At 36.3% G+C, this 16,060-nt stretch carries 14 protein-coding genes and 1 tRNA gene; 10 read left to right on the forward strand and 5 right to left on the reverse strand.

What is annotated here, in order from left to right:
* Window positions 1-398 precede the first annotated feature (398 nt).
* Together ltrA and AAGD62_RS00245 are read left to right on the forward strand one after the other, a co-directional pair.
* Window positions 399-1,946, forward strand: a complete 1,548-nt coding sequence (gene ltrA / locus AAGD62_RS00240; protein ID WP_155968541.1) for a group II intron reverse transcriptase/maturase — start codon at window positions 399-401, stop codon at window positions 1,944-1,946.
* Window positions 1,943-2,701, forward strand: coding sequence for an Rpn family recombination-promoting nuclease/putative transposase (locus tag AAGD62_RS00245; RefSeq protein WP_155969279.1), 759 nt, complete (start codon window positions 1,943-1,945; stop codon window positions 2,699-2,701). Before ltrA ends, AAGD62_RS00245 begins: the two co-directional genes overlap by 4 nt.
* A gap of 10 nt (window positions 2,702-2,711) precedes the next feature.
* Here AAGD62_RS00245 and AAGD62_RS00250 read toward each other — a convergent pair whose 3' ends face one another.
* Entirely contained in the window at window positions 2,712-4,310 is a 1,599-nt protein-coding gene (locus AAGD62_RS00250; RefSeq protein ID WP_155969277.1) for an ABC transporter permease, read from the reverse strand.
* Window positions 4,311-4,439: 129 nt separating this feature from the next.
* Between AAGD62_RS00250 and AAGD62_RS00255 the strand changes: the two genes are divergently transcribed.
* Window positions 4,440-5,267 (forward strand): rhodanese-related sulfurtransferase, encoded by an 828-nt coding sequence (locus tag AAGD62_RS00255; protein ID WP_155969276.1) that lies wholly within the window; start codon window positions 4,440-4,442, stop codon window positions 5,265-5,267.
* 178 nt (window positions 5,268-5,445) lie between these two features.
* Here the strand turns inward: AAGD62_RS00255 and topA are convergent, their stop codons facing one another.
* Together topA and terL are read right to left on the reverse strand one after the other, a co-directional pair.
* The gene (gene topA, locus AAGD62_RS00260) at window positions 5,446-7,896 is read right to left on the reverse strand and encodes a type I DNA topoisomerase (protein WP_213863628.1); all 2,451 of its coding nucleotides are present in this window, start codon (window positions 7,894-7,896) and stop codon (window positions 5,446-5,448) included.
* Window positions 7,897-8,172: 276 nt separating this feature from the next.
* Window positions 8,173-9,624 carry a phage terminase large subunit gene (gene terL / locus AAGD62_RS00265; RefSeq protein WP_155969274.1) on the reverse strand — a complete coding sequence of 484 codons (1,452 nt, stop codon included), beginning with the start codon at window positions 9,622-9,624 and terminating at the stop codon, window positions 8,173-8,175.
* A gap of 762 nt (window positions 9,625-10,386) precedes the next feature.
* On the opposite strand from terL, the gene AAGD62_RS00270 reads away from it, so the two are divergent.
* A tRNA-Arg gene (locus AAGD62_RS00270) sits at window positions 10,387-10,460 on the forward strand.
* 8 nt (window positions 10,461-10,468) lie between these two features.
* On the opposite strand, the gene AAGD62_RS00275 is transcribed toward AAGD62_RS00270, so the two are convergent.
* Window positions 10,469-11,419, reverse strand: coding sequence for a complex I NDUFA9 subunit family protein (locus AAGD62_RS00275; protein ID WP_213863248.1), 951 nt, complete (start codon window positions 11,417-11,419; stop codon window positions 10,469-10,471).
* 50 nt (window positions 11,420-11,469) lie between these two features.
* Complete coding sequence (locus AAGD62_RS00280) at window positions 11,470-12,999, reverse strand: UDP-N-acetylmuramoyl-tripeptide--D-alanyl-D-alanine ligase (protein WP_155969272.1); 1,530 nt, start codon at window positions 12,997-12,999, stop codon at window positions 11,470-11,472.
* A 183-nt stretch (window positions 13,000-13,182) separates the two neighbouring features.
* Between AAGD62_RS00280 and AAGD62_RS00285 the strand changes: the two genes are divergently transcribed.
* The 6 genes from AAGD62_RS00285 to AAGD62_RS00310 are packed head-to-tail and all read left to right on the forward strand — an operon-like array spanning window position 13,183 to window position 16,058.
* Window positions 13,183-13,965, forward strand: coding sequence for a hypothetical protein (locus AAGD62_RS00285; protein ID WP_155969270.1), 783 nt, complete (start codon window positions 13,183-13,185; stop codon window positions 13,963-13,965).
* A gap of 16 nt (window positions 13,966-13,981) precedes the next feature.
* Window positions 13,982-14,239, forward strand: a complete 258-nt coding sequence (locus tag AAGD62_RS00290; protein ID WP_006279579.1) for a hypothetical protein — start codon at window positions 13,982-13,984, stop codon at window positions 14,237-14,239.
* A 3-nt stretch (window positions 14,240-14,242) separates the two neighbouring features.
* Window positions 14,243-14,611: an HIT domain-containing protein gene (locus tag AAGD62_RS00295; RefSeq protein WP_010082356.1), complete on the forward strand. Its 369-nt coding sequence runs from the start codon at window positions 14,243-14,245 to the stop codon at window positions 14,609-14,611.
* Between the two features lie 18 nt (window positions 14,612-14,629).
* Entirely contained in the window at window positions 14,630-14,983 is a 354-nt protein-coding gene (locus AAGD62_RS00300) for an NADH-quinone oxidoreductase subunit A (RefSeq protein ID WP_006279576.1), read from the forward strand.
* Between the two features lie 3 nt (window positions 14,984-14,986).
* Window positions 14,987-15,493: a NuoB/complex I 20 kDa subunit family protein gene (locus tag AAGD62_RS00305; protein WP_155969268.1), complete on the forward strand. Its 507-nt coding sequence runs from the start codon at window positions 14,987-14,989 to the stop codon at window positions 15,491-15,493.
* Window positions 15,486-16,058: an NADH-quinone oxidoreductase subunit C gene (locus tag AAGD62_RS00310; protein WP_006279573.1), complete on the forward strand. Its 573-nt coding sequence runs from the start codon at window positions 15,486-15,488 to the stop codon at window positions 16,056-16,058. The genes AAGD62_RS00305 and AAGD62_RS00310 overlap by 8 nt, the downstream gene beginning before the upstream one ends.
* Window positions 16,059-16,060 lie beyond the last annotated feature (2 nt).

Consider the following 16,060-nt stretch of genomic DNA (forward strand, 5'->3'; position numbering starts at 1 on the left):
TAGGCTTAGTGGTATGGTGAACGTAAGTGAAGCTTTATAAGTACCGATACGATGAAAGAGCTAAAGATGCTGATAAGCTCTGACCAAAAGGTAATGTGGATAAGATACATTTTTCATCTCTGGATGTACGCAAATAACAATTCCACCGGTATAGAGAAGCCACCTAACCCACTGTTGTATGACTGGAGAAACAGGGTAAGCCTGTATTTTCGCCTACATGGCAAGCAAACCGCAAGGAATGCTGATGGAAGTGCAGGTAAAGGAGAATGGAGAAAGCGAATGCCATTTTGTAACGAAATGGATAGAATTTGTAACATTAATTCTCGTGAAAACGAGCAGACTTCCATTTGGTCCCTCGTGACAAGAAACTTTGTTAACCACTTAAGGTAGGAAAGCAGATGATTACAAGTAAACCTGTAAGTGCATCTACCGAAAGCTTTGAAGCATGGAAGCAATTGCCATGGAAGAAATGCCAGAAAGTTATTGTGAGGCTACAAAGACGTATTGTTAAGGCTGTCCAAGAAGGAAGATGGGGTAAGGTAAAAGCTTTACAACATCTTCTCACACGCTCTTTTAGCGGAAAAGCTTTGGCTGTTAAGAGAGTAACTGAAAACCAAGGAAAAACCACAGCAGGTGTAGATCGTCAACTATGGTCAACTTGCAATGCTAAATTTCAAGGAATAAAGCTGCTAAAACAAAGAGGATATAAACCTTCTCCGCTCAAACGAATTTATATCAGTAAATCTAATGGCAAAAGAAGGCCTCTTGGTATACCCACGATAAAAGATAGAGCGATGCAAGCATTGTATCTGCTCGCGTTGGAACCGGTAGCTGAAACAATCAGTGATCGTCACTCTTACGGCTTTAGACCTAAAAGATCCTGCGCAGACGCTACTGTGGCTTGCCACTTATTACTGGCAAGTCGTAATCAACTACAATGGATACTCGAAGGTGATATCAAAGGTTGTTTTGATAACATTAACCATGAATGGCTCATGAAGCATATTCCTATGGAGAAGAAAATTCTTCATAGATGGTTAAAAGCTGGTTTCCTAGAATCGAAAACTCTGTATCCCACAACTGCTGGCACTCCGCAAGGAAGTATAATTTCTCCAATACTAGCTAACTTTACCTTAGATGGTCTTGAACAGTTATTAGAAAGTCGCTTTGGTAAATTAGGTAGCAAAAGAAGAGGAAAAATCAGAAGTGGAGTGAATGTAATCAGGTACGCAGACGACTTTATTATTTCAGGTTTCACACATGAAGTACTGGAAAATGAAGTTAAGCCTTTAGTATCATCTTTTCTTCATGAGCGAGGTTTAATTCTATCAGAAGAGAAGACAAAGATTACATCTATCACAACAGGGTTTGACTTTCTTGGTTGTAATGTACGTAGATATAATAAGAAGTTAATTATTAAACCTTCGAAAGAAAGTATTAAAAGACTTCTGAATAAAGCACGTACATTGATAAAAGCAAATATAGCGAACACTCAGGCTATAGTAATTAAGTCACTCAATTCTCTACTGAGAGGATGGGGAAATTACTATCACCATGTGTGTGCTAAAAAAGCGTTTAGAAAGATCGACAATGAAATTTGGCATAGTTTATGGAAATGGGCAAAGAAAAGACATCCTCGTAAAGGATTACGTTGGATAAAGAATCGTTACTTCAAAGTAATGGGTCAACGCCAATGGGTTTTTGCTGCACCCATATGCAAGAACAAACCAAAAGAGATACGGTATTTAAGACTGCTTAAGCTGATTGATATACCTATCAGACGACATGTTAAAATCAGAGCGGATGCAAATCCCCTTGACTTAAAATGGAAAAAGTATTTTGATGAGAGAGTAAAACGAACAAGAATGTTGGCAAGCTCCTTTTCAAGAGAAGGTTCTCTACTATTAGTGTCACCACTAAAGTTGATGTATTCTGAGGATTTATGAAAGACAAGCCGGTTCGACAAAAGAAGAACTTAGATAAGGGGCTCAAGCGTAGTGTGGGGAAACCTGCATGCTGCGTTTCTAAGGGAGGGAGTAGTAGTAATACTGCTTCCTTACCTGACCAGCTCGCTAGAGACAAGGGCTTCGAAAAACGCGCTCAATTATATGCCGCTAAAGCCTACTCAAGACAATTAGATAAATCTGGCAACTACATTGATTTAAAGAAAGTCTTCTTTATTGCTATATCAAATTGTAACTTACTTCCTGAAGAAGTTGATTATATTTCTACTCACAATATACGTGATATAAAAACTAACGGCCATTACTTAAAAGATTTTCAATTTATCTTTATAGAATTGCCCAAATTTTCAAAAAGTAAAGTAGAGCAGCTAGAAAGTACAATAGAAAGGTGGTGTTTCTTTTTTAAATATGCAGAAGAAACAACAGAAGAGGACTTAAAAGAGATAGCAGAAAAAGCACCAATAATAAAGCTGGCGTATGATGAGTTAGACAAGTTTCGTTGGAACGAAAAAGATTTAGTAGCCTATGAAGAAAGGATAATGGATCTACGCAAAGAAGAAGCCATTCTTGAATACAGACTTGATCTTGCTACTGAAAAAGGCAAAAAAATTGGTAAAGAGGAAGGGAAAATTGAAGTCGCAAAAGCAATGCTGGCTAATAATGTTGATGTCAACACTATTGTCAAGTTTACTGGCCTTTCTATTAGTGAGATTGAAGAATTAAGTGGAAATCTGTGAACGGTTACGTTTATTTTTTATCCTTATCATCAAGTGTAAATAAGGTTATTGTAGAGATTAAGCCTATTATAACTATTATTAACGAAAATGGGGCAGCTTCTCTATAGCGCTCATCGCTTACAAGTTCATATATTCTAGTTGATATAGTTTCAAAATTAAATGGTCTTATAATAAGTGTTGCTGTGAGCTCTTTGATAGTATCCATAAATACGAGCAAAAATCCCGATAATATACTCTTCTTGATGAGAGGGATATGAACATTCAAACATGTGGAAATAGGTCCATGACCCATAGTATATGCAGTCCACTCAATTTCATTTGGTGTTTTTTTGAGCCCTGACTCTACCGCCTTGAAAGATATAGCAAAAAAACGAAATAAATATGAGTAAACTAATGCGCCAATAGTTCCTACCAAGCTAATTTCCACAATATATTGAGTAATGAAAGAGGATATTCTGCTTAAAAATATTATTATGCTAATTGCGATAATTGCATTTGGAATTGCGTAGCCTAAAGAAATGAGACGTGCTACATTATTGATTACCTTATTTTTACGCGCCGTATATCCAATAATTATTGCAATGCTAATTGAGATTAGTGCAGTGATGAATGATAAACTAACGCTATTTGCTATTATGTTATAGAATCTTGCTTCATATATGAAAAACCCCTTCTCTATGCTCCAATATATGAGCGGAATCATTGGCAAAATAAAACCTATTAATATCGGCAATACACACATAAGATAAGCAAAGATCAATGGTATAGTGCCACTTATACTCCGTTTGTTGTGATAATCTGAATTGGTATTGATTGAAGAGTAGGATATTCCTTTTTTTTGTAGTTTTTTTTCGATAGCTATTAGTGTTGCAACGAAAATCAATTCTGCAACTGCTAAAACAGTAGTTGAATATTTGTCATGCAGTAAAAACCAGGTGCGATATATTCCTGTTGTGAAAGTATCGATAGCAAGAAACTGTGGTGTGCCGAAATCTGTAATTACTTCCATTAGTACCAAAGACAACCCAGCTATAATTGATGGGCGTATGGAGGGTATGATGACAGAAAACAGGCTCTTCAATGAGGAGAACCCAAGTGTTGACGCAATAGTGACTAAGTTACTAACATTCTTTAGACTTGAGCGGACTAACATATAAACGTATGGATATAGGCTGAATCCCATTACTAATATTCCACCACCTAGAGATTTTATTTCAGGAAACCAATAGTCACCTTTGCTCCACTCTAAAATGTCTCTTAATGAGCTCTGCACCGGACCTGAAAACTCTAGCGTATTTACATAGACGAACGCTACTATATATCCAGGAATCGATATCGGAAAGAACAAAGCAATCTCAAAAATTTTACTTCCAGGAAATGAAAAAAATGTGGTGAGCCAAGCTGGAATTACTCCAAATATGAAAGATATTCCCCCTACTCCTACCATCAAAATTAACGTACTCAGTATATATTCAGGAAAAAGTGTACTGATTACCCATTCGGAATTCGCTGAATCTGTAAATAAGATTGATATTAACGATAGTATAGGACAGACGAATAATATACTTACTAGAAATAAGAATATATTTTTAAATACTCTTAAAAACATTAATTTGAATCTATATTTTATATTAAAATGTTATATGTAAAAACTGAAGATATCCAGTAATTAACAGCCGTACTATTGAATATCTTTATAATTTTGTATATCATGTTTTTAGTTGATAAGTGAATAATCATGAGCTTCGTCATTGCAACTTTCTATCATTTTGTAGAACTTTCTAATTATTATGACATGAAAGACGAAATAAAAGCTACATGCAACAACGTTGAGTTAAAGGGCACTATACTCCTTGCAGAAGAGGGTGTTAATGCAACAATATCTGGTGAAAGAAACGCAATTGATAAAATATTCGATTTTCTACGTTCTGATTATAGGCTAAGGGACCTTACATGGAAAGAGAGTGCAGCAGAATATCAACCATTTAGCAAGATGAAGGTAAAATTAAAAAGAGAGATTGTGAATCTTGGTGTAAGCAATCTTGATATTTCCCTTAAGGGTAAATATGTTGATCCAGAGCATTGGGATGATTTTACTTCTCAACCTGACGTTTTAGTAATAGATACACGAAACGAGTATGAAGTGAAATTAGGCAAGTTTAAGAATGCAATTAATCCACACACACAATGTTTCCGTGAGTTTCCTCAGTGGACAGAGTCATTTTCTGAGAGTAAAGACCTGAAAGTGGCTATGTACTGCACTGGTGGGATTAGATGCGAAAAATCTACAGCATATATGAAAAGCCTTGGATTTAGTGATGTTTACCATCTTAAAGGCGGCATTCTTTCTTACCTTGAAAAAACTTATAATAAAAATGGTAATTGGAAAGGAGAATGTTTTGTTTTTGATGATAGAATTGCTGTTGATAACTCACTTACTCCAAGCAACACAATAAAATGCATATTCTGCTCAAATCAAGTTTCAACTGATAAACTGAAATCAGTTCCACGTGGCCAAGTGGTTTGTTCTGATTGTAAACTTCAGTGTTATAGCTATAATAAATAAAACATCATACTGCTGCAGTTGTATGCACGTTGTGATTTGAGAGCAACCTCTACCAGAAAGGGTGTCATGCCAGTGCCCAGACACTGGCATCCAGGTTCTTTTTTTCTAGATTCCAGCGTCACACGCTGGAATGACAAAAAAGCTGATTTTTAACGTAGATAATGGTTATGCAAGAAGTCTATTTCTTACCCTTAATCAACTCTAAAGCCTTCTTCAAATCTATACTCTCAATATCTGCACTCTTGCCCAAAGCAACGTTTGTTTTACCGCATTTTATATAGAATCCGTACCTACCGTTGCAGATGAAAACTTCTTTTCCCTTTTCATTAACCCCGAGAGACTTTAGTTCTTTGCGTGGACTGTTTGCAATAATTTGTACAGCTTCGCTCAATTCTGTATTTAGCACCTCTTTGGAGCTTTTCTTAAGAGAAAAGTATCTACCATCATAGAAAATATAGTACCCAAATCGCCCAAGGCCTATTTTTACTTCCTTTCCGGTTTCAGGGTGTTCTCCGATTACTTTTGGCAAGGAAAGTAACTGAGTAGCGGTGCTCAGATCAATCTCATTAACATTTATATCTTTTGGTATGGAAACCGTTTTTTTCTTTTTTAACTCGTTATTAAACTCCAGATAAAGTCCAAAAGGACCCTTTTTGATCATCACTTCTTGGTTTGTTATATCATCTATACCTAAACTTTTTGGATATTCTGAATTGTCGTTACTGCCCATAATTTCTTTTGTATGGTTGCATTCAGGATAGTTAGAACATCCAAGGAACACCCCGGCTTTTCCAAAGTTCAATTTCAATATGCCATCAGAGCAAGCAGGGCATTTTGTATTCACCTCTTTTCTTCCTTCTTCTGAACAAAACCAATCGACTACCAAATTGTGAATGCCGCTGAAAACTTCATCATGCGTCATTTGCTTGACAGAGTTTACATGACCAAAAAATGGCACCCAAAAGTGGCCTAATTCTTTTTTCCAATCTGCATGTCCATTTGAAATTAAATCAAGCTTTTCTTCCATTTGTGCTGTGAAATCATACTCTACACAACGCTGAAAAAAAGTTTCTAAAAATATAGTAACGATTTTACCACGACTGCTTGGAATAAACCTTTTGCTATCCAATGAAACGTACTCACGATCTTGTAATACCGAAATAATTGTTGCATAAGTTGATGGTCGACCTATACCGATTTCTTCCATTTTTTTTACGATACTTGCTTCACTATAACGAGGTGGCGGTTGAGTGAAATGTTGTTTTGGCTCAACTGAAATCAGCTTGCATGCTTCCCCTTCCTTCATGGCAGGTAGCAGGCCTTCATTTTCGGCTTCCATGTTATCTTGATAGACTCTATAAAAACCATCAAAGAATATACTTGATCCACTTGCTCGCAGAATTATTTTCTGGTCAGTAGAACTAATTTCGACTACCACTTGATCAAGAATCGCCGACTCCATTTGACTTGCAATGGTCCTTTTCCAGATTAAATCATACAATTTAAATTGCTCTGGCGTTAAGTAATCCTTAATACTACCCGGCGTTCTATTGATATCAGTTGGACGAATTGCTTCATGTGCTTCTTGAGCATTTTTGACCTTTTTTACATATTTACGAGGAGACTGCGGTAAATATTTATCACCATATAATGACTTAATTGACCCTCTAATTGAGTTTATAGCCTCATCTGCAATATGAAACCCATCTGTACGCATGTAAGTTATCAACCCTACAGTTTCACCACCAATATCGATACCTTCATATAAATTTTGCGCTATGCGCATAACACTTTTCACATTAAAATACAGTTTATTCACTGCATCTTGCTGAAGACTTGAAGTAATAAACGGAGGAAGCGGGTTTCTCTTAACTTGCTTGCGTTCTACTGTGCTTACAGCATATTGCCTTGATTCAATCTCCCTGACTAAGTTCTTTGCTTCTTCTTCATTCTTAATATCAAATTTTTCTAGCTTTTTATTGTTATAGTGGCTTAGCATAGCAAAAAAAGCCTCATCTTTGCTATTTTGCATTTCTGCTTTTATGCTCCAATACTCCTGTGTTATAAATTTACTAATTTCATCTTCTCGTTCGCATATAATCTTTAATGCAACAGACTGCACTCGCCCTGCAGACTTGCTTCCCGACAATTTTGTCCACAGCAGTGGTGACAAACTAAACCCAACTAGATAATCCAAAGCTCTACGTGCTTGTTGTGCACGCACTAAATCCATATTTATTTCACGTGGATTTTTTATAGCCTCTTGAACTGCTCTTTTTGTTATCTCATTAAAGACTACTCTATAAATGTTGTTTTCATTACTGATTGCTTTCTTTTCTTTTAATGTCTCTATCACATGCCAAGCCATTGCTTCCCCTTCTCTGTCTGGGTCTGTTGCAAGATATATATCTGATGTTTTGCTTGCGGCTTTTACTAACTCTTTTATATACTTTTCTGCTTTTTCAATGGTTTCATACTTTATAGCAAAATCATTATCCGGATCGACAGAGCCGTTTTTTGCTGGAAGATCCCTCACATGTCCAAAGGATGCAGCTACTTTGAACTCTTTACTCAAATATTTACCTATTGTCTTTGCTTTCGCAGGTGATTCAACTATTAATAATGCCATATTGTTAATTATTTTAGTACTTAAAGATAATATGTTGAGAAATATACAATGAAAAGTAAAAAAATATTTTAATGGTTCTTGTGAATTTTACGAACCGGGTTGTGGGACCTTTTCAGAAAACCCTTGGACGTTGCTATTTTTAAGTGACTTTGAAGGCTCATTACAATAGTATATGATCGCAGCAGCAACGAGAAGCTAGATTCCAGTGTCAGCTGCTTGCATGACAAAAAAAGGAGCGCTGGGATGACATCCTCCCTTGTGGAAATTGCTCTCAAATCACAATGCCCGTAAAGCTGCGACCCTAGAGGTACTGTTTCTCACCCACTGCAAATATTGCACGGTACTATCCACTTGGTCGTCGTGGCGCGTTTCTGGGAACATTAAAATCTCATACTCAAAATCGTTCAGCCATACTGCTTGATGTGGCAGAAAAACCTTGCCAGACTCTATAATCGGAACAATTTGATGAAATCGAGTGAGCTTGTCATCATGTGGCACTATTTCAATAATCGGTAAATCACTGTTTGTCTTTAGCTCTTGCACCAATTGTTGACCACTTGTTTTTGCTTCGATTAAAATTGCGTGTGGCGTCCATCTTGCAGCTAGTGACAAAACCTGTTCTTTAAGCTTTGGATACTCAAGCTTTGCGCGATATACGTCGAGTAAATAGAATTTATTATCTATTTTTGCCCAGGTGGTGCAGACACTAAAGTTGCTCATGTTACTTGTTGAAACCGCAGTATCCCAACTTTGTGTTACATGCGAGAGATTATCAGGAACATTTTTATAGCGCTTTAGCCACTCTCGTTTGACTATACCACTTGAAAGCGGCAGAGGGTTTTGTTGATATTGAGCAGCAAAAGCGTAACTCCCAAGTTCAGCTTTTATTATCTCAACTTCTTCTTTTCCTCCATCGAGGGGATATAACAACTGACCTTCTTCTCTTGAATATAATATCCTTACAGGTGACGCTGGTTTATTATATAATCGCCTGGTCGCACAGTGCTGAGCTACTCGGATGATAGGAACGGGAGGTATTGGCTTTTTGATTGAATAAATAACCTGCTTATTTTCAGAAATCATTGGCAAACAAATATGATGCCATATGTTTTTTGGCTTGGAGAGAAGGTGTCCAGTTAAGTCCTCCTGGTGTAGCCTGTGCATTACAAGAACGATGACTCCTTTTTTTCTATCGTTCAGCCTGGTTACTAAAGTCTGATCAAACCAGTTTGTGGCACGCTTTCTAAGCGTTTCACTCAAAGCTTGAGCAGAACTGAGCGGATCGTCCACAATGATAAAATCACCACCTTCACCAGTTAGTGTTCCACCAACTGATGTTGCGATTCTGTATCCTCTCTGCACTGTTTGAAATTTATATTTTGTATTCTGGTCTTTGGATAGTTCTATCTCTGGAAATAGCGCTCTATACCAACTAGACTGCATCACGCACCTGGTGTCGAGCGAGTGCTTTTCGCTGAGCCGCTGAGAATAACTTGCAACTATTATTCTCGCAGTTGGTTGGTTTCCCAGTATCCATGCGGGCCACGCAACGCTTATGCACATGGACTTCATCGAGCGCGGAGGCATATTGAATATTATTCGTTTCACTTCACCAGCGCTCGCCGCTTCCAGCCTATCTGCTATGACTTTTATATACTGATAATCGTTATACTCACACCCCGGCACTACCGTTTGAAAGCACAGTTCAATGAATTTTAGAAAGTTCATGATATAATGTTGAAACCAGCGCGTGACGCTGGGATGACAAAAAAAGGAGCACTGGAATGACACCCTACTTAACCGTCATACCGCCGCGGTATCTCTTAGCCGCTAACACGTAGCGGGATGACGGTTGTTGTTTAGCTATAAATATTAAGAAATTTACCAAATAAAAAAAAAGGCAAAAGAAGCCCCGTGGTTATTATCCGCTTTAAAATATTGGCGTTTTTTATGTTTTAAACGCTTGACAAGCGAGATTCAGCCGCTTTTAATTGCAACTAACCTACGCTGCAAACGTTTAAGAAATTTACTAAGCAGAAAAAAAGACAAAGAATCCCCGAGTTAGCTAGTCTTTTACTATCTCTGTCGAGTATTGGCATTTTTTGATGTCTTGTAACGCTTTATAAGCGCGTTCAGCTTATTTAGATAAAAATCTAGATGTAGATGAAGTTTTGTAAAGACATACAGTATCTATATACTGCAAAAAATTGAACATAAGACGCCGATACATTAAGTAATCCTTACCTTTTAATCTGCAGATTGGCGAAAGCAAATACAATAGCTTCAGTTTCATGATAGGGGGGCTGGCGGAGTTTGTCAAGCAACTTTCTATATAATATTTTCTAAAATAAATAGACTTCTCGCATCCAATTTCGGTAGCGTGTGACACACAACTGCAATGACAAGGTGTTGCAAGATATTACCACAACCATCATATTCACACGAAGTACTTGACTTCACGTGTACTAAGAAGCATTTTATATATGTTGTGTGCCCGTAGCTCAGCTGGATAGAGCAACAGCCTTCTAAGCTGTGGGTCGTAGGTTCGAATCCCACCGGGCACACTCTTTTATCAATACTTTCTATAAATCTTCAAGTACTCTGGCACCACATTTTCAATTGCTAATGGTCGAACCTTCATTGTTTCAAGGTCAACTGACTTTTCGATTGAACTATTCATCATAACTTTCACCTGATCTTGAGTAAGCATAGGGTTCGTATCTCCGGTTATTGGTTTTAGCAGCATAGAAATAATTTTATTTTCTAAAAAGAAAGCTATTAACTTTGCCATTGGAAAAGATACATTGATCAACAAACACTTTCTGTTAGTAACATTCAGAATAAACTTCAATAAGCTTTTGAAAGAGTAAACCTTTGGTCCACCCATGTTATAAATTTTCTTGTCTTGCTTATTAAAACTGATAATACGATATACCACTTCAGCTAAGTCTGTTACACATATTGGCTGAAATTTAGTTGTTCCATTGCCAATTAGTGGTAAGAAAGGAAGAATAGTTGCTAATCTTGCAAATTTATTAAAGAAGTTGTCTTCTTTACCAAATACAAGGCTTGGCCTAATTATTATTGCTTTTTGAAATGCTGAAGTTACAGCTTTTTCACCTTCCAATTTACTTTGAGCATATTTTGACAACTTGCTATTTTCTATTCCCATAGCAGAAAAATGTATCATCATAGGTACATTTTTCATTTTTGCCGCTTTTGCTATCCTTTCAGCTATTTTAACGTGAACAGCGTAAAAATCGTGCTTTTTTGCTTCATATAATATTCCCACTAAGTTTATGGCTACATCACATTCTTCCATACCATCCAGAACTGATTTTTCATCAAAAAAATCGCCTTTAAATATTGATATTTGTCCCAAATTGCCACACAATTTTAAACAAGCAGCTTTTTCCTGATTACGAGTGAATATCTTTATTAAATATCCTTCTGCTGCCAAGCGTCTTACGATGTGTTTCCCTATAAACCCCGTTCCACCAAAAATAATTACACGTTTTGTCACAATTAAAGTTCCTAATAATTTGTTACTGTAAATTAATACAATGATTTCGCTTAATATTTTATTACGAATTCCCGTACAATAAGATCCATTTTCATTCCTCGTGAGCCTTTAACTAGAATTGCATCATTATTCTGAATAATGTTAGCTAAATCACTTTTCAATTGATTAGAATCATTAAAATGCGTGCCTCTTATATTATCTGGCAAAAGCTCATGCAATTCTAACATAAATTTACCAACTGTATAAACTTTATCTATATTATTTTCTGTGATAATCTTAACCAAATCTGTATGAAACTCTATGCTTTCATCACCAAGTTCCAACATATCACCAAGCAAAGCTACTTTTCTCTGATTAGAATATGTACTCAAAGTTTTTATTGCAGTTTTCATCGAAGCAGGGCTGGCGTTATAGGAGTCATCAATTAAATGTATATATTTTTTATTGCATTTGACCTTATGAATATTGCCTCTACCTTTCGCTACACTAAAATTCTTAAGTGCAAGTGGTAATTTTGATAAATCAAGTCCGAGGCTTTGCACAACTGCTGCAACAGCAAGTAGCGAATAAGCAAAATGCTCACCTTGTACACGTAAATTACAGTTTATAATTTGATTATCACTCAGCCTGATTTTTAAACTTAATCTATTAGCAACTCGGTTTGATGTCATTCCAGCGCGTGACGCTGGAATCCAGTCTTTATTATACAACCGTCTGATATGCTCATTTGCAATTGAACTTCCTGGATCCAAGTAGTCAAGCACTGGGATGACAGAAGATAGTGCTGAAATGACAGAAGATTCATCGTTTCTTATTAAGTTTAGTAAACAAACTTCAGCATTTTTATCTTTACCGAAGCTTATTACATTTCTATTGGCGTGTGATGAGAGATAATCATAATATTTATTATCTCTGCTTAAAACCAAAGTACCGTTATTTTTCATACCATACAGAATTTCTAACTTCGCTTGTGCAACGTCAAATAGTGATGAAAAATTTTCAGTATGTGCAGGTTCGATGTTGGTAATAACTGCAATATTCGGATTACTAATTTTTGATAATTCTTTTATTTCACCAGCTTTATTCATTCCCATTTCAAGAATTAAGTACTGGCAGTTTTTTGGAGCTTTCAGAATTGTCAAAGGCAATCCTATATTATTATTTAAGTTACCTTCGTTTGCATGGGACACTCCATATTGCGATAAAACAGTATGCAGCATATCCTTTGTAGTAGTTTTCCCGACACTGCCTGTAATTGCAATAACTTTAGCGTCAACAAGAACATTTCTAATATAGTATGATGCCATATCGTGCAAAGCTTTCAGGGTATCTTGTACAATCATGAGAGGGAAACTTTTATATTTACCCTCACTCACTATTGCAGCGACAGCCCCTTTTAAAAACGCTTCATGCAAAAAATTATGGCCATCAAAATTCTTTCCCTTGAGGGCAATAAATAAATCACCTTTTTTTATGCTTCTTGTGTCCGTTGAAATATTTGAGCTATGTATCCAATTACAACCATTTACGTCTCTTCCGCCAGTTGCATCAATGATATTATTTGTGTTCCATTTAAACATAATTTAGAGTATTCTTTATAATAAATTGAACAATAAAAGTAGCGAAAATACTACATGTTTTAGACAATGTACAAATAATGGTTGCAATCCCTATAATTCTATCTTATAATGGATATAGAAGTTTAAATTTTTTCGTCTATAATTAAAATGTATTTAGTTGTAGAAAGTACCTTGGAGGTATGTATGTTCACAGGAAAAAATGAAAAATCTACTTCTATACTAGCTAAAGTTGGTAATGCAGCTTCGGGAGTAGGAAGTTTTCTGGGTAGAGGTGTAAAAGTTCTAGTCAAGGGTGCAGTGTACCCTATATGGCCAAAGAATTGGTTTAAGTCCTGGGATGAAATGCGGCACGACATAAAAAATGGCGGACGTTCTATTATTGGCAACCCACTTGAAGAATATGATCCACCTATAGAAACCACACAAGCTAGTGAGGATCTTGGTGTCCAAATAATGGAGCAAAAGAAAGGAACAGGAAAGGTAACTTTTTTAGCATCAAGGACTCTGACAGGGGATATACCCTATTTGACGCCAGAACGATTAGGTGAAATAAAGCAAAACCTGCCAAATGTAACTATCTTTAAAGAAGAAAACAAAGTTGTAATTGAAGTTGATGTTAAAAAAATAATTGAAGACATCAAAAAGAACAATCCAGGAATTGATGAGAAAAGAATAAAAGAGCTTGCTCTTGAAAAAATTGCTGAAGGAGCTGAAGGAGTTGGTGGCAACCTTAAAAAGCTAGCAAAAATTACTGGCGGAGAATTTAAAGTTCACACAGACTTAAAATTGCTGTATGGTATTGCAGAAAAATTGTATAAGGAATATGATGATCAAAAGCAGTCATCAGACAAAGTTGTGAAGTCTGATGTTGGTCAGCCTTCAGAAACTATAGCTTCAGGTGAGAAAAAATGGGCGCAAGAAGCTATAAAAGCAGGTAAGTCGCAAAGTTGTGGAATGCAAAAATAAGTTATAGGGGAGTATTATGAGTGAAGCTAAAAAAATAGAGGAAAGACATCATAGTCTAACTGTTCCTGGGGATATGTATCACTTACAACCAGGAGTTATTACTGGAAAAAGGGTAAGTGGAATAGAACCCTTTTTGAAAGAACAGCAGGACATGGTAAAAGTAAGGGAACTTGTAAGCTCTTTAAATCTTGAAGATGCTTCTGGTGAAGCGATAAAACCACTATCTACACCTAATGTAGAGAAAAACGAAGAAAGAGGGAAAGGTCGCTCTTAAAATATGAGCAATGAAGTTTATGATAGCGATAACATCTTTGCTCAAATATTAAGAGGTGAGTTACCTTGTGAGAAGGTACATGAAAATGAAAATGTACTAGCTTTTCATGATAAGTACCCTGACGCACCAGTTCATATTTTAGTTATATCAAAAAATCAATATATTTCATATGATGATTTCATTCTAAAAGCTCCTGAAGAGGAAATAGCGGATTTCTTCAAAACTGTAAGAGAGATAGCACACAAATATAATCTAGAAAAAACAGGATATAGATTAGTCACTAACTACGGTGAAAATGGAGAGCAGGTTGTACCACACTTTCACGTGCATATTTTAGGTGGTAAAAAGTTAGGAAAGCATGTAAACTCATAGTGTTATATGTTTTGTTAAATGAGCGAATATTTAACCATAGTAATCTTTATCTGCGTATCAATTGTAGTATCTTTTGCTTTAGGTATATTGCCTATGTTTCTTGCAGTGAGTAAGCCAGATGGTGAAAAGCTTTCCACATATGAGTGTGGCTTCAATCCACTATCCAGTGCAAGGAAAAATTTTGACATTAAATTTTACCTAGTTTCAATATTATTTATAATATTTGACTTAGAAATTGCTTTTCTTTTTCCTTGGGCTGTTTCTTTATCTAAGATAAGCTATGGTGGATTTTGGTCTATGATGGTATTTCTTGCAATACTCACTATAGGTTTTATCTATGAATGGTGTAAAGGTGCATTAGAGTGGGAGTAGTTTATGACAAATCAAATTCTATCTAATGATGACTGGGGTCGTTATAAAAAAGAAGGGTTTCTTGTCGCTAAATTTGGTGATTTAACAGATTATGTAATGAATTGGGCAAGGTCTGGTTCATTGTGGCCAATGACATTTGGTCTTGCATGTTGCGCAGTTGAGATGATGCATACTGCATCCAGCCGTTATGATCTTGATAGATATGGTATAATGTTTCGTGCAAGCCCACGTCAATCAGATGTGATGATTGTTGCTGGCACACTAACTAATAAAATGGCAGCAGCATTGCGCAAGGTTTATGATCAAATGGCAGACCCGAAGTATGTTATTTCCATGGGAAGTTGTGCAAATGGTGGTGGTTATTACCATTACTCTTATTCAGTAGTCCGAGGCTGTGATAGAATTGTGCCAGTTGACGTGTATGTCCCTGGATGCCCACCAACCGCTGAGGCGTTGCTATATGGAATGCTATGCCTACAAAACAAAATAAAACGGACTCGGAATGGATAAAACTGCAAAGTATATACAAAAAAAGACCAAATGCGAGTGCATTCAAAAAGATGATGGCATTATTGTAATATATTCAACTTTAGATGAAATTGAAAAGTACCTATTCTTTCTACGTGATGATGAAAAGTGTAGGTTTGAACTATTAGTTGATATTTTTGGGGTTGACTATCCAAATAGAGAGAAGCGTTTCGAGCTAATATACAATCTGCTCAGCATTGTGCATAATATTAGAGTACACATAAAGCTTCAGTTATGTGAAAGCGACATGCCTCCAAGTGTAGCGAAGATATTTAGTACGGCTTTGTGGTTTGAGCGTGAAGTGTTTGATATGTATGGAATAGAGTTTTCTGATCACCCTGATTTGCGTAGGATTCTAACAGACTATGGATTCAAAGGTCATCCAATGTTAAAAGATTTCCCTCTCACTGGTTATGAGGAAGTAAGATATGATATAGAGACAAAAAAGGTTGTGTATAATCCTATAGATTTACCGCAAGATTTTCGTATGTTTGATAGCTTATCGCCTTGGGAAGGTAAAACCATAAAAGTAAATACAAAGGAGTAGAA

Origin of the sequence: Wolbachia endosymbiont (group A) of Eristalinus aeneus (assembly GCF_964026915.1) — a bacterium.
Lineage (GTDB): Bacteria > Pseudomonadota > Alphaproteobacteria > Rickettsiales > Anaplasmataceae > Wolbachia > Wolbachia pipientis.